This window comes from Occultella gossypii, assembly GCF_019947135.1.
GTDB lineage: Bacteria > Actinomycetota > Actinomycetes > Actinomycetales > Beutenbergiaceae > Occultella > Occultella gossypii.
Genome location: NZ_JAGSHT010000012.1, coordinates 283,848 through 302,839 on the forward strand (window position 1 = coordinate 283,848; position 18,992 = coordinate 302,839).

Here is an 18,992-nt window from a genome sequence, read left to right on the forward strand (position 1 = left end):
GGTCTACTCGCCGAGCAGGCCGCGGGCGATCGCCTGGCGCACGGCGTCGCCGCGCGAAGAGACACCGAGTTTGCGGTAGATCGCCCCGATCTCGGTACTGGCCGTGTTCCGGGAGATGAACAGCCGCTCCGCGATCTCGCGGATCGTCAGATACGTCTGCAGGTAGGGCAGCAGGCGAAGCTCGGCCGGGGACAGTGGTGACGTCCGCCCGTCGGAGGTTGCGCTGGTGGGACCCGCCTCGAAGTCCCGGCGGAACTCGAGGACCTCGTCGCCGAGCACCCCCAGGTCCGGCCGATGCAGCATCACGTCGTCGATCTCGCGCAACAGGTGGCGCACCGCGGCGTTGTCACCGAGGGCCCAGCTCGTGCGCGCGAAGTTCAGCCGGGTCCGTACCGCGAGCGTCGGGAACGCGTACGTGCAGGACACCCGCACGCGCATGCCACGCGTCAGCTCGCGGCGCGCGGTCGTCAGGTCGCCGTCGTGGACGGCGAGCCGGGCGGCCGCGGCGAACACCGGCGCGCTGGTCGGGTAGTCATCCATTCGGTGCGTGGCGATCTCGCGCAGCGCGTGCGCGACCCGCAGCCGGGCGTCCTCCCAGCTGCCGGCGTCCATGGCCAGCTGGGCGAGCCGGCCCTCGCTCAGGGCCAGGGTGTCGGCGTTGCCAACGTCGTCGGCCGCGGCGACGGCCGACGTGAAGTGGTCGGTGGCGGCGGCGACGTCGCCGACCAGTAGCGCGGCCTCGCCACCGAGCGCGAGAGCGGTGTCGCGCCACACGCTCAGCGGCGGTTCGCTCTCGATCGCGAGCCGGGCGTCCGCGAGCATCTGCTCGGGGCCCTGCGGGCATCGGGTGGCGCGGTACATCGCCCGGGCGGATGCGAACGAGGCAGTGCCGTCGAGGCTCTCGCCCTCGAAGGAGGCGCGTTCGACGACCGCACCCCAGCGCTCGGCCTCGGCCGCATGTCCCTGGTACACCGCGACGTATCCGGCGAGAACCGCGAGCGGCGGGTACCCCGCGATGGCGTCGGCGCCGAGGACACCCAGCCACCGCTCGACCGTCGAGAGCCTTCCGGATTGGAACAGGGACATCACGATGCGCGTCACGAGCCGGATGCAGCGCTCCCGGTGCGGGGTGGGCAGGAGGACCTCCACGGCGCGATGAGGGAGGCCGTGGGCCTCGTACCAGTCGGCCGCGCGGAGCCTGAGGGTGTCGCTCAGGTCGGGTTCGGCGGTCATGAGCTCACCGAGCAGGAACTCACGGAACAGAGCGTGATAACGGAACCACTCACGGTGCCGGTCGAGCGGGACCAGGAACAGGCTTGAGGCCTCGAACTGGCGCAGCATCCGCCGCGCGTCATGCCCGCCGAGCACGGCGTCGCACAGGGGTGCGGACAGATGCTCGAGCAGGGCCGTCCGACGCAGGAACCGCCGGGTCTCCGCCGGGAGCCGCAGATAGGCCTCGCGCTGCAGGTAGTCCGCGACATACGGGTCCTCACCCGAGACCATGGCGGCCTCATCGCTGTCGTGCCGCGCGATCAGCGCCGCGAGATAGATTCCGACCGGCCACCCCTCGGTCCGTTCGGTGACGGCCTCCAGGACCTCGCGCGAGGGGGCCACCTGCGTCGTCGCAAAGATCTGTTCTGCCCCGGCCACGTCCAGGGCAAGGTCCTGGGCGGCGATCTCGACCGTGCTGGCCTGGGCGCGCAGCCTGGGCAGATGGGGCTGGACGGAACGGCTCGCGATGACCACCTGCGACCCGGGTGGGACCGCATCGATGACCAGGCCGAGCACGTCATGGCAGGCCGGGGAACGCACCACCTGCAGGTCGTCCAGAAGCAACAGGAACGGCTCGCTGAGGTTCGCGATCGCCGCTGCGAGGCGCGGAGCGGCGCGCCCGAGGACCGATGGGCCGGCCCTGATCATGTCCTGGACCAGGTCCGGAGGAGCATCGTCCAGCGTGGTGAACGCGGAGGCCAACATGATGAGGAGACTGAGGGGGTCGTCGTCCCAGCTGTCGAGGGAGACCCAGGCCACCGCGCGGTCGTCGCGGTGGGCCCACTGGGCCAGGAGGGTCGACTTGCCGTACCCGGCGGGCGCGGTCACGCTCACGACGCGTCGCCCGCTCCGGATCGCGGCGTCGATCAGCCCGGCTCGGCTGACCGCCGCCACCGGCCGGCGCGGCACGTCGAGCTTGGCTTCGTGCAGCAGGCGTTCGAGCCCCCCTCTGGCCGCCGTGCCCGGCTCCTGGCTCACGCGTCAACGATAGGGCGGCAGAGCAGGTGTGCGGAGCGACTTGACCGCCGAGTTCATATTGACGTCGCAAGGTCACGCGGGAGCGCGCAGGGTCACGGGGGAGGGCGCTGGGTCACGCGGGCGGTGTTTCACCTGGCCGCCCGTTTCACGCGGTCCGCGTGATGTGGCCCCCGCGTGGGCTCCCTACCGTCTGAGGCACCCACCCGGCTACCAGCGGAGGAACCGCGATGCGTCCCGACCGGCATGCCCGAACCATGCTCCCGATACCGGACCGCCCGGGGCCCGGCCTCACGACCTACGACGCGAAGGATCCCGCGACGTCCTACCCGCCGATCGAGCCCCTCCTGCCTCCCGAGGGTGCGCCGAACGTGGTGGTGATCCTGCTCGACGACGTCGGCTTCGGTGCGTCGAGCGTCTTCGGCGGTCCGTGCCGCACGCCGACCGCGGAGCGGCTGGCCGCGGGCGGGCTGCGGCTCAACCGCTTCCACACGACGGCGTTGTGTGCGCCCACCCGGCAGGCACTGCTCACCGGCCGCAACCACCACTCGGTCGGCATGGGCAGCATCACCGAGACGGCCACGTCGGCGCCCGGTAACAGCTCGCTGCGCCCGAACACGAAGGCCCCGCTCGCCCTGACGTTGCGTCTGAACGGCTATTCGACGGCGCAGTTCGGCAAGTGTCACGAGGTTCCGGTCTGGCAGACGTCGCCGATGGGCCCGTTCGATGCCTGGCCCACCGGCGGTGGCGGATTCGAGAAGTTCTACGGCTTCATCGGAGGGGAGAACAACCAGTGGGATCCCGCGCTCTACGACGGGACGACGCCGATCGAGCCACCGGCCACGGCCGAGGAGGGCTACCACCTCACCGAGGACCTAGTCGACCACGCGTGCGCCTGGGTCAACCAGCAGAAGGCGCTCATGCCGGACCGCCCGTTCTTCGTCTACCTCGCTCCCGGTGCGACGCACGCACCGCACCACGTCGCGCCGGAGTGGATCGAGAAGTACCGCGGCCGCTTCGACGACGGCTGGGACGTGCAGCGTGAGCGCACGTTCGCCCGGCAGCGGGAACTGGGAGTGGTTCCGGCCGACGCGGAACTCACCGCACGGCACGACGAGATCCCCGCCTGGAGCGAGATGCCCGAGGACCTCAGGCCGGTACTGGCCCGGCAGATGGAGACCTATGCCGGCTTCCTCGAGCACACCGACACCGAGGTGGGCCGGCTGATCGACACGCTCGAGGACCTCGGGATCCTCGACGACACGATCGTCTACTACATCATCGGGGACAACGGAGCCTCCGCGGAGGGCACCGTCAACGGCGCGTTCAACGAGATGGCGAACTTCAACGGCATGGCGGCCCTCGAGACCCCCGAGTTCATGCGCAGCAAGATCGACGAGTTCGGTTCACCCGCCTCCTACAACCACTACTCCGTGGGCTGGGCGTGGGCTATGGATACACCACTGCAGTGGACGAAGCAGGTCGCCTCACATTGGGGCGGCACCCGCAACGGGACGGTCGTGCACTGGCCCCGCGGGATCGAGGAGGCCGGCGGCCTGCGGTCGCAGTTCACCCACGTGATCGACATCGCGCCCACCATCCTGGAGGCCGCCGGGATCCCGGAGCCGACCTCCGTGAACGGGGTCCTGCAGTCACCGATGGAGGGCACCTCGATGCTGTACGCGTTCGGGGACGCCGAGGCGCCGGAGCGCCACGACCTCCAGTACTTCGAGATGTTCGGCAACCGTGGCGTCTACCACCGCGGCTGGAGTGCGGTCACGAAGCACCGGACGCCCTGGGTGATGACGGGCGCGGCGGTTCCCGCGTTCGACGATGACCTGTGGGAGTTGTACGACGGCGGAAGTGACTTCAGTCAGGCTCACGACCTGGCCGCGGAGCGTCCGGAGGTGCTCGCCCGGTTGCAGCGCCTGTGGCTCATCGAGGCGACGAAGTACAACGTGCTGCCGATGGATGATCGCGTCGCGGAGCGCATCGAGCCGAGCCTGGCTGGGCGGCCCACCCTGGTCCACGGGGACTCCCAGCTCTTCTATCCGGGCATGGGCAGGCTGAGCGAGAACAGCGTGGTCAGCATGAAGAACCGGTCCTTCTCGCTCACCGCGGAGATCGACGCACCGGCGTCGGGTGCCCGCGGCGTCATCATCGCCCAGGGCGGCCGGTTCGGCGGATGGAGCCTGTTCGTACGCGATGGTCGGCTCGTCTTCGCCTACAACGTGCTCGGGATCCACCTCTACACGACGGCCTCCGACACGTCGCTCCCGTCCGGCACGCATCAGGTGCGAATGGAGTTCGCCTACGACGGCGGTGGGTTGGGCAAGGGTGGAGGGGTCACGCTCTACCACGACGGGACCGACGTCGGGACGGGCCGGATCGAGTTCACCCAGCCGCTGGTCTTCTCGGCCGATGAGACGACCGACATCGGATACGAGTCGGGCACGCCGGTGTCCCCCGACTACAGCGCCCGCGAGAGTGCCTTCACCGGGAGGATCCACTGGGTCCAGCTCGATGTCGGGGCGGAGGACGACGACCACTTCATCAGCCCCGAGGAACGCCTCAGGGTCGCCATGGCCCGGCAGTAGGCACCCGGCCGGCGCACCCGCGCCGGCCGGTCCTGCCGCCGGTGTTCAGGCGGCCAGCAGGTCGTCGATCTGGTTGATCGCGGAGGTCGCGCCCTCGACGACGCCCATGTCGAGCACCTGCTGCAGTGCCTCCGCGGTGGCGTAGGTGGAGACGTACGTCGCCCGGGTCCCGCCGTCGGTGGCCTCGAAGGCGTAGGAGTTCTGGCTCACCGGCAGATCGGCGGTCACGTTGAAGTCCGCGTCCGAGAACGCGTCCTCGAAGGTGAAGCCGGACGGCTCGGCCACGGTCTTGATGTCCCAGATCCCCGCGTGCTTCTCACCCTCCGGGCTGGTCATGTAATACGTCGACCGGCTGCCCGGGGTCAGCGAGTGGTCCACGAACGTGGCCGGGTACGTGGGCGGTCCGAACACGCGCTCGAGCTGGCGCGGGTCGGCGTACACCTCCCAGACGCGCGAGACGGGGGCCGCGAACTCAGCCACGATGGTCAGGGTCAGGTTGTTCATGTCGTGCTGGACGTCGGTGACAGGCATGTCACTGGTTCCTCTCGGTAGGTCTAGGTTGTGCGATCAGTTCGTCGATGCGGGCGATCCGCCCGCGCCAGAGGGATTCGAGTTCGGTGAGCATCGAGCCCACCGACCGGATCGCCTCCACGTCGCCACTGGCGAGGGCCTCCCGGCCCGCGCGCCGCTTGCTGATCAAGCCGGCCCGCTCCAGTACCGCGACGTGCTTCTGTACCGCGGCGAAACTCATGTCGTACTTCGCCGCGAGGGTCGTGACCGAGTGCTCCCCGGCCAGCACCCGGCGCAGGATGTCGCGCCGGGTGCGGTCGGCCAGCGCGTGGAACATGGCATCGGCCCTGTCCTCGTTCTGGTCCTCGGTTCCGGTCACACCCACAACCTACAACTAATTGGTTGTAGGTTGTCAAGCCTTCTGGGCACGTAGCTTCCTCACCCACAATGGGTGGGGCTCCGCCGGGCGGCGAGAGCTAACGTCCTACCTGTAGGGACCGGGAACCGCTGGGTCGACACCTCAGGTGCGCGCTCGCCGGCCGCGCCGAGTTCGAGGAAGAGGGGCACGGATGGACACCGACCACGATCGTCCGGGCGCCACCGGGGCAGTTCCGGACGCCGACACGTCGGCGCTGGCCGAGCGCCTCCGGATCCTGGAGGAGGAGAACGCGGTCCTGCGGCAGCGCCTCGACGCGACGGGCTCAGCGCTCGGGACCGCCACGGCCGCGCCGACTGGCGCCCGGGCGCAGGGGCGGCTACGCGCGGTGGGTGCCGTCGTGCTCATCGCGTTGGGTGCCCTATTGGCGCCCGCCGCGGTCATCGCCGCATGGGCGGAGCGGACCCTCACGGATACCGACCGCTACGTCGCCACGGTCGCCCCGCTCGCCGCCGACCCGGTGCTGCAGTCCGCCCTCTCCGGCCGGCTCACCGGCCTCGTCATGGAGCAGATCGACGTGGGGGCGCTCCTCGACGAGGTCTCGACGGCCATGGACGAGAACGGCATCGCCCCGCGCGCGTCCGCTGCCCTCGGTGCCCTCGAGGCGCCGCTGACGAGCGGTGTCCAGAACTTCGTCCGGGAGGCGGCGGACCGGGTCGTGCAGAGCGATCAGTTCGAGGCGGTCTGGGAGCAGGCGAACCGGACGGCCCACGAGCAGATGGTCGCCGTCATGCAGGGTGCCGACGGTGCGTTGCTGCAGATCGGCGACAACGGGCAACTCTCGGTCCAGCTGGCGCCGATGATCGAACTGGTGAAGGAACGGCTGGTCGAGGCGGGTCTCGGTATCGCGGCGAGCATCCCCCAGGTGAACGCGTCGTTCACGATCATGCAGACCTCGCAGCTGGTCGAGGTTCAGAACCGGTATGCGCAGGTCGTCGCGCTCGGGACGTGGCTGCCCTGGGTCGCGCTGATCCTGCTGGCCGCCGGCGTCCTGGTGGCGAACAGGAGGATGCGAACCCTCGTCGTGGCCGGGCTCGCGCTCGCGGCCTCGATGCTCGTGCTCGGGCTCGCGCTCACCATTGCGCGTGGGCTGTACCTGGACGCCCTTACCGGCATCGTGCTCCGGCTGGACGCGGCCGAGGTCGTGTTCGACCAGGTCGTGTCCTTCCTGCGGGTCACGCTGCGCACCGTCGGCGTGCTCGGCATCGTCGTCGCGATCGCGGCCTACCTGGCCGGGTCGAGCCGGTCCGCGCGGGCGATCCGGGCGGGTGTGGGCCGTGGTCTCGACGGCGCCCGCGGGTACGCCGAGGGGCGGGGCGTCTCGAGCGGGCCCGTCGGGCTCTGGCTCGGGCGGCACAAGGGCGTCCTGCGCGCTGTCGTCGTCATCGTCGCGGCACTGGTGATCCTGCTCGCCGGCAACCCGACACCGGCCCTCGTCCTCTGGGTCGCGATCGTGGCCGGGCTGCTCCTCGTGCTCCTCGAGTTGCTCAGTCGTCAGGCACCCGAGATGAGTGGCGACCCAGATGCGCAGGCGTCCACCTGACGGCGTCGGGAGTGGGGACCGGGCGGACCTCCGAGCGCGGAGCCGGTGGGCACTGCTGCGGCCGGCGATGTCGGCTGTCGCGGTGCTCGTCGTCTACTACGCATTGCCCCTCGACGGGCCCTCGGTGGGCGCGCTGGTCGCACTCGGCCTCGGCCTCGCCGCCCTGGCCGGGATGCTGGTCTGGCAGATCCGAGCAATCGCGCGCTCGAGGCGACCGAGGCTGCGTGCCATCGAGGCGCTCGCGACGGCGATCCCCTTCTTCCTCGTGCTGTTCGCGGCCGTGTACGTGGGTCTGTCTCGCGGTGACCCGGCCGCATTCACCGAGTCACTCGACCGTACCGATGCGCTCTACTTCACCGTGACCACGTTCGCGACGGTCGGGTACGGTGACATCGCGCCCGTCGTCAACGAGGCTCGCATCATCGCCACGGTGCAGATGCTCACGGGTATGGCGCTCCTCGGTGGCGGCTTGAAGCTCGTCCTCGGCGCGGTGCGAGTGGGTCTGAACCGTGAAGCCGGCCAGCCTGGTCCGACCGACGCGACCGACGCGACCGACGCGTCTGGCGCGACCGGCAGCGGCGGTGCCCGGCCCTCGTCGCCCGACTTATCCGCTCGCCCGCGACCACGGACCTGACGTACGTTCCGGGGACGATGGACGCGCTCACCGACGACGAGCTCGCGGCCGTGCTCGGGCAGGCGTTGCCGCAGTGCTGGCCGCAGATCGGCAGCGCCGTCGTCGAGCCGCTCGGCGGCGGAATGAACTCGGCGACCGCGCGTGTCCGCGGGAGCGCGGCGCGATATGTGGCCAAGTGGGTACCGGACGGTCTCGGTGCGGCCCTCCGGGCCGGTGGCGAGCGCGCGCTCGAGGTACAAAGGGTGACCGGGATCCCGACCGGACCGCCGGTGCCCACCGCCACGGGCGAGGTGGTGGCCCGGACCCACGGCGGCTGGGTCAGCCTGCTGACCGAGGTCGACGGCGCCCCGTTCGACGGTGCCACGGCGGTGGAGCAGGAGCTGATGGCGAGGACTCTCGCTGCCGTGCACGGGGCGACCACGCTCGGCCCGCGTCGGGGCGGTTTCCTACCCGAGGCACCCTGGCACGGACCACAACTGGACGTCGAACCTTGGGTTCGCGCCGCCGTCGGGCAGGTCCGGGCCGAGTACGAAACGCTCGCGCCGCAGCCCTGGGCGACCCTGCACACCGACCCGGCGCCCGAGGCGTTCCTGCTCGACGGCGACCGGCCGGCGCTCATCGACTGGACCGGCGCCACCGACGGACCGGTGCTCTACGACGTGGCCTCCGCCGTCATGTACCTCGGCGGGCCGAGCCGGGCGGAGGCCTTCCTGCGCGCCTACTCCGACCGCACCGGAGCGGACCTGACCCACCTCGGCGCCATGCGCCGGTACCGCCAGGCGGTCCAGGCGGCCTACTTCGCGCAGCGGCTGGCGGCGTCCGACCGGACCGGGCTCACCGACCCCGCGGGCAACCACAAGGGTCTGGATGACGCGCGGCGCGGCCTGGTCTCGCTCGGGGTGATCGACGGGCCGTGACTCGGCGGCGAGGGGGCGTCCCTGGCCGCATGACGACGTCGCCCGGCATCGAACGCGCCATATCGGACGGTTTCTTGAGAGCCAGGCACCGGAGGCTCTAGGTTCTCGAGATGGGACATTTCGAGTGGGGGCCGCCGGGTGATGACGACGCGCCGACCGCCGTCATGCTCCCTGGTGGCCTCTACTCCGTCCAGGGTCCGCTGCTCTACTGGTGCGCTGAACTGCTGGTACAACGAGGTTGGCGGGTGATCGCGGTCGAGTGGCCGCCGGAGGTTACCGCTGCGGCGGACCCTCGTCGCGAGGTCGAGGCGGAGCTCGAGGCCGTCACCGCCGCGGTCGGTGGATCCGTGGACCTCGTCGTCGCCAAGTCACTGGGAAGCCACGCGCTCCCGTGGGCGATCCGTCACGGCGTCCCTGGGGTCTGGCTCACCCCCGTACTCACCGACCCCGCCGTGCATGATGCGCTGGCGCGCGCGGGGTCGAGCCACCTCGCGATCGGAGGTGCCGTCGATCCGATGTGGGCACCCGCGGCCACCCTGACGACGCACGCCCGTCTCGAAACCATCGACGGCGCCGATCACAGCATCCTCATCCCGTTCGACTGGCAGGAGTCCATGCGGACCCAGCAGGCTCTCATGACCGTCATAGCGGCACACATCGACGGCGCACGCTGACGGGGCGATCCGGAACCGGTCGGTCTCCGTCCGTCACGCGCCCAGGAGCAGCGAGACCACGACGGCGAGGATCACCGTGTTGAACACGAACGCCAGCAGTCCGTGGGTCATCGTGACCCCGCGCATGCGATCGGTAGTGATCTCCACGTCGGTGGTGCCGAAGGTCGACTGCACCGCCAGCGCCACGTACAGATACCGCAGGAACGACGGCTCGCCGGCGCCCGGGAACGCCATGCCGGGCTCGCGCAGGTCGCTGCGCGCGTACTCGATCGCGTAGCAGACCACCACGTTCAGCCAGGACAGCACGACCATCACGAGTCCGGCGGCGACCAGACCGGGCTCGGAGCGGACGCCGTCGAGGAAGGCGAGCAGCGCCACCACCACGAGGGCGAGGGCGGACAGCTGCACGGTGGTCCGGGAGAGGTCAGCCTCCCGGCGCCGCAGAGGACCGGTGGTGCCTGGTTCGGTCTCTGGTTCGGCCCCGGGTTCGGTCCCGGGTTCGGTGCCGGGGTCGACGCCGAGCGCGCGGACCAGGTCGGCGCCGCGGAGTCGGCGGAACGTGGCATGGGCCAGCGCCGCGTTGATCCCGGAGAGCAGGGCCCAGGCGACGATGCACCCGATCACGAACGCGAACGGGACCATGTCCGGATCGAGGCTGACCCAGGTGGTCACCACCACGGCGGTCAGCACGGTCGCGCCGATGGCGCTGACGCCGATCCGGCTCGAGTCGCTACGCGCCATGGACGCCAGGCGGCTGGGCTCGCTGGTCATGCCCCGATCATGGCAGGCGGGCCGGTGTCAGGGCCTGGGCCGACCCGCCCCGGGCGCGAACGCATTGTGCAGGATCGTCCGGATGCGGTGCGCCACCGCGTCGCGCTGATCCGGATCCGTGCGGGCGATCTCGGTGGCCATCATGCCGGTCGAGATCGTGATGTCCTCCGGCTCGACGTGGTCACCCAGGCGCCCCGCGGCCTGCTCCCGCGCGAGCAGGCGCTCGACGACCTCCAGGAAGCGCGCCCCGAGTGCCTCCACCCGGGGATCGTGGCGGTCGCCGTCGATGAGCGCGATGATTCCCATGGAGCTGGACGCCTGGGTGATCGCCTTGTCGAACAGATCGTCGAGCGTGATCTGGCCCGACCGTGCGTACTCCTCCAGCTCGGCGAGGTTCTCCTCGTAGACCGCAACGGCGAGCGCGGTCCGGTCCGGGAAGTGCCGGTACAGGCTGCCCTGACCCACGCCGGCGCGCTTGGCAACGGCACTGAACGGCGCGTTCGGGCCATTGTCGGCGTAGATCTCCCGGGCTGCGGCGATCAGCGCACGCCGGTTCTCGGGTCCGGCCGCGGGACCCCGGTTGGTCCGTGGCGAGGCGGTCTGCTGCAGTGGCACAGACGCAGTGTAGGACCGCACCCTGGCTCCGCCCCGGGGAATCGGTCCGCCGTCGAAGGCAAGAGGCGGTAGCAGGCCGGTCCGGGTCAGACGGCCACGCTGGCGCCGCGGGGTAGGACGGGGCCGAGCGTGTATCGGGAGTTCGCCCAGGCCGCGTACAGCAGCGGGGTGGCGGCCAGGCCGAGGGCGATGGCGGGGTGCAGACTGAAGAGTCCGGCGAGCAGGCCGAGCGTGACCAGCGAGATGAGCGTGAGGTACCAGCGGCGCACGCCCAGGTACAGGCTTGCCTTCAGCACGTCGCGCAGGCGCGCGTCCGGCCGCTCGACGCTCGCCACCAGCGCGAGCAGCGCGGTGATCAGGGCGAGCACGAACAGCACCACGAGCAAGGGTGTGAGCACGGCGCCCGGACGCGTCCCGCTGATGGCGACGACGTCCACCCAGAGCACCACCGCCGTCGAGATCAGCAGCGTTCCGACGGCGAGCGAGCGCCGCAGGTGCCGCGCCCAGGCCCGCCAGAACGTGCGGACCACCCCCGCGTCGCGGGCCAGGGTGTGGGCGCGGAAGACGGCGAACGCCGCGGTGACCGCGGGCGTCGCCGCCACGGCCGCGACCGCGAGCGCCGGCCAGGAGGAGACCGGATCGGTGGTGATCAGCAGCAGCACCAGCGGCAGGGCGCCGAGGACGAGCATCACGTTCGTCATCGCGACCAGGTAGGCGACGCCGAAGACGGTCTCCCAGGTGTCCGCCGAGAGGCGAGGCAGCCGGGGTCCCTGGGCCTTGGGGGGCACGGTCTCAGCCCTTCAGCCCGGCGGTGGCGATGCCCTGCACGAAGTACCGCTGCCCGAGCATGAAGATGATCGCGATCGGCAGCACCGAGAGCACCGACCCCGTCATGATCAGCGCATACTCGGCGTTGTACTGGGACACGAACGTCTTGAGGCCGATCTGGATCGTCCACAGGTCCCGGTCGCGCAGGTAGATGAGCGGGCCGAGGTAGTCGTTCCAGGTGTTCACGAACGTCAGCAGCGTCAGCGTCGCGACCGCGGGCCCGGAGAGCGGCAGCACGATCCGGCGCCAGATCGAGTACTCGGACAGTCCGTCGATGCGGGCCGCCTCGGACAGCTCCTCCGGGATCGAGTCGTAGTACTGCTTCATCAGGAACACCCCGAACGCGCCGAACGCCTGCAGCGCGATGATCGCCCAGAGCGTGTTCGAGAGGCCGAACTTCGACATCAGGATGAACTGGGGGATCATGTACGCCTGCCACGGCACAGCGATCGTGCCGATGTAGGCCAGGAACAGCACGTCCCGGCCCGGGAAGCGCATCTTCGAGAACCCGTACGCGGCGAAGCTCCCGGTGAACACCTGCAGGAACGTCACGGCCACGGACAGGATCAGCGTGTTCCGCAGCCAGGTGCTCATGTCCGACTTGGCCCAGATGTCCACGTAGTTGCTCCAGACCACCGGGTCCGGGAACCACTGGATCGGGACCGTGAAGACCTGGTTGTTCGTCTTCAGCGAGGACGTGACCATCCAGAAGAACGGCAGCATGATCACGGCCGCGGCACCGATCAGCACCACGTACAGCACGATCGTGCCGATGATGCTGCGCCGCTTGCGCGCGTCCCGCTCGGGACGGGGCGTCGCCGCCGTCGGGCGGTCGAGGGTGAGCGTGGCCATCAGCGATTCCTCCGCTTGTTGACGAGGAACTGCACCACGGTCACGGTGATGCAGATCAGGAACAGGACGATCGCCACGGCGGACGCGTAGCCGAACTGCTGTTCCTCGAAGCCCTTGCGGTAGATGTACTGGGACAGGACGAGGGTGGCCGTGCCGGGCCCGCCGTCGGTCATCACCAGGATCAGGTCGAAGACCTTGAAGCTGCCGATCGTGAGCATCACGGTGACGAAGAACGTCGTCGGCCGCAAGCTCGGGATCGTCACGTTCCAGAACCGCTGGATCTTGTTCGCGCCGTCCACCCGGGCCGCCTCATAGAGCTCACCGGGGATCGCCTGCAGCCCGGCGAGGAACAGCAGCATGTAATAGCCCATGTCCCGCCAGGTGCTGACCAGTGCGACGGCGGGCATCGCCCAGGTGGTCGACGTGGTCCAGCCGGGCGGGTTGTCGATGCCGAGGGCCATCAGGAACTGGTTGACCGGCCCGGACTCGGGCGAGAACAGCATGTTCCAAACCACCGCGATCGCCACGATCGAGGTGATGTAGGGGAAGAACGCGACCGTGCGGAAGAAAGCGACGCCGCGCAGCTTCGTGTTCAGCAGCAGGGCCAGGCCGAGGGACACCGCCAGCGTCAGCGGGATGTGCAGGAGCGCGTAGTAGCCGGTGTTGAGCAGCGCGGTGTGGAACGTGCGGTCGGAGATCAGGTCCCGGAAGTTCTCCAGGCCGACCCAGTCGGCGCTGCCGAACACGTTCCAGGACGTGAACGCCATGTAGAACAGGATCACCACCGGCACCAGCGTCAGCACCGCGAAGCCGATGAAGTTCGGCAGGATGAACGTCCAGCCGATGAACGTGTTCCGGAGTTTCAGGCGGCTCCCGGGTGGGCGCTGCCGCGGTACCCGCGTGGGCGCCGGCGCGACGGTGGTCGCCATGGGGGTTCTCCTCAGCGGTTGCGGACCCGGTGCCGCCCGTTCGGGCGGCACCGGGTCGTGGGTGCGGGTCGGGTCAGCCGAGCTCGGCTGCGGCGCGGTCCATCGCCTCGGCGATGCCGTCCGCCGGCGAGACGCTCCCGGACATGATCGCGGTGTGGGCGTCGCCGAGGATGTTCTGCAGCACGACCGTGTTGACGTCCACCGGGTTCTCCGGGCGCACGTCGTGGTTGGCGAACGTGAACTGCGAGAGCTCGTCGGTGGGCACGCCCTCGATGCCGAAGAAGGTCTCGGTGACGACGTCGTTGGTGATGGCGGGCGTGATGCCGATCTCGGCCAGCGCGGACGCCGCCTCCTCGCTGCCCACGAATGTCAGGAACTCCATCGCGGCCGCGGCCACGTCGTCGTCGACGGCGGGGTTGATGCCGATGCCGGTCGGGTCGGCGAACGTGACCGGCTCCTCGGTCGTGGAGTCGTCGAGCTGCGGCGCCGGGGCGAAGCCCCAGTTGAACGTGTCCGCCTCGCCCGACGCCTGCTGTGCGAGCAGGGTCGCGACGTACCAGGAGCCCATCGGCATCATCGCGGCCAACTGCGTGCCGAACTGCGACTGGTAGGTCAGGGAGTTGGTGGTCAGCGTCCCGAAGTCCACCTGCGCACCGGCGTCCTGGAGCGCGACCGCACGCTCGTAGTAGGGCACCAGGTACTCCCACTCGCCCGAGAGCAGGTCGGCGCCGTCGGCCTGGGCGTTCGCGAAGCCCTGCACCACCGACTGCCAGCCGTGCTGGTAGGTGCCGGTGGCGTCGCTGCCGGCCGCGCTCAGCCCGGCCGCGAGGTCCTCGGCGGCGGTGGCGTAGTCGTCCCAGGTCCACGAGCCGTCCGGGTGGGCGACGCCGGCCGCGTCGAACAGGTCCTTGTTGTAGTACAGGTACCAGGCGTCCTGGCGGTACGGAATCGCGTAGGTGACGTCGTCGACCGTGTAGGCCTCGACGCCGTCGACGTCGTCGCCCAGCTCGGCGGCCACGCTGGAGACGTCCAGCAGCTGGCCCCCGTCCTGGTAGGTGACGAAGTTCTTGAGGTTCTTCTGCACGTACATGTCCGGCGCGGTGCCCGCGGCGAGGTCCGCGATCATCTGGGTGTCGTACTCGGTCGCGTCGTACTCGAGGACCTCGACCGTGATGTTCGGGTTCTGTTCGTGGAAGGCGTCCGCGAGGATCTGGAACTCGGGCGTGGTGCTCAGGCTCCACCCGGCCAGGGTGATGGTGACTTCCCCGGTGACCTCGCCGTCGCCTCCGGAATCGTTGTCCGTGCCGCTGCTGCAGCCGGCCAGGACGAGCGTCGCGGCGGCAACGGCCGCCGCGCTCATCATGATGGTGCGCTTCATTGCGTTCTCCCTCTCGAGGGTCGTGCCCAATGGGCTGGGTGTGTCTGGTTCTCAGGTGCCGTCAGGGGGCGACGGCGGTTGGTTCAGGCGCTCAGTTCGCTCGCCTCCGGGGTCACGGCGCCCGGCAGCGGCTCGCCCGCGGCGTACGCGGCCAGTCCGTCGAGGGCGAAGTGGGACAGCCGGCGCGTCTCGGATCCGAGCGAGCCGGCCAGATGGGGGGTCACCGTCACATTGGCCAGCGACAGCAGGGGATGGCCCACGGGCAGCGGCTCGGGATCGGTGACGTCGAGGATCGCGTCCAGGCGGCCGCTCGCGCACTCGGCGAGCAGTGCCTCGGAGTCGACGATGCCGCCGCGTGCGGTGTTGATGAGCGTGGCCCCGTCGCGCAGCAACGCCAGTTCGGCGCGGCCGATCAGGTGATGCGTGCTGGGCAGCAGCGGCGCGTGCAGCGAGAGGATCTCGGCACGGGCGAGCACTTCCGGCAGCGGACGGAGCTCGCCGCCGGCGGCTCGGACCTGGTCGGGATCGGCGAACGGGTCGGCCACCAGGACCGGGCCGGTCTCGAGCACCTTCAGGAGCTCGAGCACCCGGCGCCCGATGGTGGAGAAGCCGACGATCCCGATCGTGCGTCCGAGGTTGGACAGGCTGCGGGTCGCGAACGAGTTCTGCCATCCGGTGGGCTGCGCCCGGCTCACCTGGGCCAGGGGCAGGGCGCGCTTGCCGGCGAGGATGACGGCGGCGAGCGTGTATTCGGCGACCGGTACCGCGTTCATCGTCGCCGCCGTCGCGACCTGCACGCCGCGCGCGTGGAAGTCCGGCGGCACGAGGCCGCGCACGCTGCCCGCGGCGTGCAGCAGCACCCGCAGGCGAGGCGCGGCGTCAAGCTGCGCCGCCGTGATCGGGGGGCACCCCCACGAGGTGATGAGCACCTCGGTCTCGGCGAGACGAGCCGGGTCGACGGTGGCCAGGTCACCGACGACGATCGGGTCGCCGAGGGTGGCCAGCCGGGCGAGGCGCGCCTGCTCGTCCGGGCCGAACTGCAGCGCGAAGGTGGCCTGGTCCATCACCAGCAACACGCGCGGCCGCGTCATCACGGGGGCAGCTCCCTAGTCGAAATGCTCAGGCACTGATCGAATGTTGATCGATTGTGCGTTACGATCGAAAACAGTAAGGTGGCCCGCGTTGAATGTCAACACGCGAGCATCGTGGCTGGTCAGCGCCAACTGGCACGTGATCGAATTGTGATCTACTTTGCTGACGCATCGAAGGGACTCACATGGACGTAGTCGGGCAGCTGGGTCGACCGGTCGCCGGCTCCCGCCGCGCCGAGGTACTGGCGGCGGTGGCCGAGCGCGGGATGATCCGCGTGACCGACCTCGCCCGCGAACTCGGCGTCACGCCGGTCACGGTGCGGCGCGACGTGGCCGAGCTCGCCGAGGCCGGGCTGGTGCGTCGCGTGCACGGTGGGGCGACGGCGATCGACGCCGCAGACCAGCACCGGTCGATCGCACCCTCGTCACGGGTGGGGTCCGGGCGGGTGCCGGTCGTCGGGGGCGCCGTGGGCATGCTCGTGCCGTCCCTCGACTACTACTGGCCCGATGTCGCCCGCGGGGTCGAGGAGGAGACCCGGGCGCTCGGCCTGCGGATGGCGCTCCGGGGGTCGGTGTACGAGGCTGCCGACGAGCGCGGCGACGTGCAGCGACTCCTCGAGGGTGGCGCCGACGGCCTGCTGCTCGCCCCGACCGTCACCGGACCGGGCGGAGACCTGATCCGGGCCTGGCTCGCCGAGACCGACGTGCCGGTCGTGCTCATGGAGCGCAACGCCGTCGTAGGGGACGAACGGCGCGCCGTGGAGTCCGTGACCACCGACCATCAGGGTGGCATCGCGATGGCGGTGCACCACTTCACCAGCCTCGGTCACCGCCGGATCGGGGTGGCGCTCAGCCAGCACTCACCGCACGTGGGCCAGCTCCACGCCGGCTGGCACGCGGCGTGCACCGACCTCGGGCTGGACACCGCCGGTGTGGTCGACCTGCCCGTGCCGGACCGGCCGGATCCCGGCTTCGCGGCCGCCATCGAGGCGGTCGTGGATGCCGTGCTGGAGACCGGGACGACGGCGCTCATCGTCCATTCCGATCCCGAGGCGCTGCGGGTGGTGCAGCGGGCCGCGGAGCGTGGGCTGAGCGTGCCCGGAGACCTCTCGGTGCTCGCCTACGACGATCAGGTGGCGCCGCTGGCCACGCCGGCACTGTCCGCAGTCCGCCCGCCGCGGCGGACCATCGGGCGCACGGCCGTGTCCCTCCTGGCAGCACGGATGGCCGACCCGGGCCGGCCCGTGCACCGGGTCCAGGTCAGCCCGACGCTCAAGGTCCGGTCCTCCAGCGGCCCACCCCGCTCGGCGTAGTTCACCGCGTCCCGCGCGACACCCAGCCCAGGGTCGGGTTTTGCCACATGTGAAACGTTCGATCTGCACGTTCGGTGGCAGCTCCCCGCTGCCCGCCGTAACGTCACCCCTGGGTATGAGACGAGGGAGCCACACACGTGACAGCCGAACCGGACCTGACCGCAGACCTCCTCGTGATCGGGTGGGGAAAGGCGGGCAAGACCTTGGCCGGAGCACTGGCCCGGCAGGGCCGCCGCGTGGTCATTGTGGAGCAGTCGTCGCGGATGTACGGGGGCACCTGCATCAACATCGGGTGCGTACCGTCGAAGTCGCTCATCCACCGGGCCGAGACACGCGACCCCCACACCGGTCCTGACGACGCCTACCGCGAGGCTGTCGCGTCCACGGCGACGCTGACCGGGGCGATGCGGCGCAAGAACTTCGAGATGCTGGACACGCTGGACTCGGTCACCGTCATCACCGGTCAGGCCACTTTCACCGGGCCCGACACGATCGAGATCCGGCCCGCCGCCATCTCCGAAGGGTCCCCGGTCTCCGCCGAGGAGGAGCCGCCGGCCGACGCGCTCGCGCGCCTGACCGTGCGCGCCGAGACGATCGTCATCAACACCGGCGCCCGGCCGGCGCTGCCCGGCATCGACGGCCTCCACGGCCCAGGCCGCAGCCGGGCCGTGGTCACCAGCACCGAACTGCTGTCCCGCCCGGGCAGACCCCGCCACCTCGTGGTGCTCGGCGGCGGCTACGTCGGCGTCGAGTTCGCGGCCATGCACGCCGGCTACGGGACCCCGGTGACGCTGATCGCCCGCGGCCCGAGCATCCTCGCCCGCGAGGAGCCCGACGCCGTCGCGGCCGCGGTCGAGATCCTCACCGAGGCCGGCGTCACGATCGTCACCGACGCCCAGGTCACCAGCGTTCAGGACGAGGAGCCCGACGGCGGCGCCGGCAGCCCCGATTCCGGCGGCGGCTGGGCGAACGTCAGCTACGAACGCGCCGGCCTCATCGAGACGGTCCGCGCGGACGTGGTGCTCGCCGCGCTCGGCCGACAGCCGGACACCGCGGTCCTGGACCTGTCCGCCGCCGGCGTCGAGACCGACGCGCGCGGCGCCGTCGTCGTCGACGACCGGCTGCGCACCTCGGTGCCGCACGTGTACGCCGTCGGCGACGTCAACGGTGGGCCGCAGTTCACCTACGTCTCCCTCGACGACCACCGGATCGTGCTCGACCAGCTCACCGGCACCGGCGCCCGGTCCACCGCGGACCGACGCGCTGTGCCGAGCACCGTGTTCATGACCCCGCCGCTGGCGCGGGTGGGCCTGACCCGGGCGGAGGCCGAGGCGGCCGGGCACCGGGTACGCGTGGCGACCCGGCGGGTCGCAGACATGGCCACGGTGCCCCGGGCGAAGATCGTCGGCGAACCACGCGGGCTGATGATCGCCGTCGTCGACGCCGAGACCGATCTGATCCTCGGCGTCACCATGCTCGCCCACGACGCACACGAGACGATCAACACGGTGGCCCTCGCGATGCGGCACGGCATCACGGCGCGCCAGCTGCGGGACGAGATCTACACCCACCCCTCGATGACCGAGTCCCTGAACGACCTGTTCGCGAACCTCGCGTGAACCGTGGGTGAGCGGCCGGTTGCCGCTTGACCCCCGAC

General features: G+C 70.6%; 17 protein-coding genes. 7 read left to right on the forward strand and 10 right to left on the reverse strand.

Features of this window, described 5'->3' with window-relative positions; translation table 11 throughout:
• Window positions 1–3 precede the first annotated feature (3 nt).
• Entirely contained in the window at window positions 4–2,250 is a 2,247-nt protein-coding gene (locus KCQ71_RS13065; protein ID WP_223406519.1) for a winged helix-turn-helix domain-containing protein, read from the reverse strand.
• 227 nt (window positions 2,251–2,477) lie between these two features.
• On the opposite strand from KCQ71_RS13065, the gene KCQ71_RS13070 reads away from it, so the two are divergent.
• Window positions 2,478–4,844: an arylsulfatase gene (locus KCQ71_RS13070; RefSeq protein ID WP_223406521.1), complete on the forward strand. Its 2,367-nt coding sequence runs from the start codon at window positions 2,478–2,480 to the stop codon at window positions 4,842–4,844.
• A gap of 45 nt (window positions 4,845–4,889) precedes the next feature.
• Here KCQ71_RS13070 and KCQ71_RS13075 read toward each other — a convergent pair whose 3' ends face one another.
• A complete protein-coding gene (locus tag KCQ71_RS13075) occupies window positions 4,890–5,375 on the reverse strand; it encodes an SRPBCC family protein (protein ID WP_223406523.1) in 486 nt (161 codons plus the stop codon).
• A 1-nt stretch (window position 5,376) separates the two neighbouring features.
• Window positions 5,377–5,691, reverse strand: a complete 315-nt coding sequence (locus KCQ71_RS13080) for an ArsR/SmtB family transcription factor (protein ID WP_223406651.1) — start codon at window positions 5,689–5,691, stop codon at window positions 5,377–5,379.
• Window positions 5,692–5,923: 232 nt separating this feature from the next.
• Between KCQ71_RS13080 and KCQ71_RS13085 the strand changes: the two genes are divergently transcribed.
• The 4 genes from KCQ71_RS13085 to KCQ71_RS13100 all read left to right on the forward strand — a co-directional run bounded on the left by KCQ71_RS13085 (window position 5,924) and on the right by KCQ71_RS13100 (window position 9,558).
• The gene (locus KCQ71_RS13085) at window positions 5,924–7,333 is read left to right on the forward strand and encodes a hypothetical protein (RefSeq protein WP_223406525.1); all 1,410 of its coding nucleotides are present in this window, start codon (window positions 5,924–5,926) and stop codon (window positions 7,331–7,333) included.
• A 67-nt stretch (window positions 7,334–7,400) separates the two neighbouring features.
• A complete protein-coding gene (locus KCQ71_RS13090; protein ID WP_223406527.1) occupies window positions 7,401–7,967 on the forward strand; it encodes a potassium channel family protein in 567 nt (188 codons plus the stop codon).
• Window positions 7,968–7,984: 17 nt separating this feature from the next.
• Window positions 7,985–8,884, forward strand: a complete 900-nt coding sequence (locus tag KCQ71_RS13095; protein WP_223406529.1) for a phosphotransferase enzyme family protein — start codon at window positions 7,985–7,987, stop codon at window positions 8,882–8,884.
• A 110-nt stretch (window positions 8,885–8,994) separates the two neighbouring features.
• Window positions 8,995–9,558: a hypothetical protein gene (locus KCQ71_RS13100; RefSeq protein ID WP_223406531.1), complete on the forward strand. Its 564-nt coding sequence runs from the start codon at window positions 8,995–8,997 to the stop codon at window positions 9,556–9,558.
• A 33-nt stretch (window positions 9,559–9,591) separates the two neighbouring features.
• Here KCQ71_RS13100 and KCQ71_RS13105 read toward each other — a convergent pair whose 3' ends face one another.
• The 7 genes from KCQ71_RS13105 to KCQ71_RS13135 form a co-directional block, all read right to left on the reverse strand.
• A complete protein-coding gene (locus KCQ71_RS13105; protein ID WP_223406533.1) occupies window positions 9,592–10,329 on the reverse strand; it encodes a DUF1345 domain-containing protein in 738 nt (245 codons plus the stop codon).
• 27 nt (window positions 10,330–10,356) lie between these two features.
• Window positions 10,357–10,944, reverse strand: a complete 588-nt coding sequence (locus KCQ71_RS13110) for a TetR family transcriptional regulator (RefSeq protein WP_223406535.1) — start codon at window positions 10,942–10,944, stop codon at window positions 10,357–10,359.
• 86 nt (window positions 10,945–11,030) lie between these two features.
• Complete coding sequence (locus KCQ71_RS13115) at window positions 11,031–11,732, reverse strand: DUF624 domain-containing protein (protein ID WP_223406537.1); 702 nt, start codon at window positions 11,730–11,732, stop codon at window positions 11,031–11,033.
• Window positions 11,733–11,736: 4 nt separating this feature from the next.
• Complete coding sequence (locus tag KCQ71_RS13120) at window positions 11,737–12,624, reverse strand: carbohydrate ABC transporter permease (protein WP_223406539.1); 888 nt, start codon at window positions 12,622–12,624, stop codon at window positions 11,737–11,739.
• Window positions 12,624–13,553 (reverse strand): carbohydrate ABC transporter permease, encoded by a 930-nt coding sequence (locus KCQ71_RS13125; RefSeq protein WP_223406541.1) that lies wholly within the window; start codon window positions 13,551–13,553, stop codon window positions 12,624–12,626. The genes KCQ71_RS13120 and KCQ71_RS13125 overlap by 1 nt, the downstream gene beginning before the upstream one ends.
• A 73-nt stretch (window positions 13,554–13,626) precedes the next feature.
• Window positions 13,627–14,931: an ABC transporter substrate-binding protein gene (locus tag KCQ71_RS13130; RefSeq protein ID WP_223406543.1), complete on the reverse strand. Its 1,305-nt coding sequence runs from the start codon at window positions 14,929–14,931 to the stop codon at window positions 13,627–13,629.
• A gap of 83 nt (window positions 14,932–15,014) precedes the next feature.
• A complete protein-coding gene (locus tag KCQ71_RS13135; RefSeq protein WP_223406545.1) occupies window positions 15,015–16,022 on the reverse strand; it encodes a hydroxyacid dehydrogenase in 1,008 nt (335 codons plus the stop codon).
• Between the two features lie 185 nt (window positions 16,023–16,207).
• On the opposite strand from KCQ71_RS13135, the gene KCQ71_RS13140 reads away from it, so the two are divergent.
• Window positions 16,208–17,335, forward strand: a complete 1,128-nt coding sequence (locus KCQ71_RS13140) for a LacI family DNA-binding transcriptional regulator (RefSeq protein WP_223406547.1) — start codon at window positions 16,208–16,210, stop codon at window positions 17,333–17,335.
• Window positions 17,336–17,472: 137 nt separating this feature from the next.
• The gene (locus KCQ71_RS13145) at window positions 17,473–18,954 is read left to right on the forward strand and encodes an FAD-dependent oxidoreductase (protein ID WP_223406549.1); all 1,482 of its coding nucleotides are present in this window, start codon (window positions 17,473–17,475) and stop codon (window positions 18,952–18,954) included.
• Window positions 18,955–18,992: the final 38 nt, after the last annotated feature.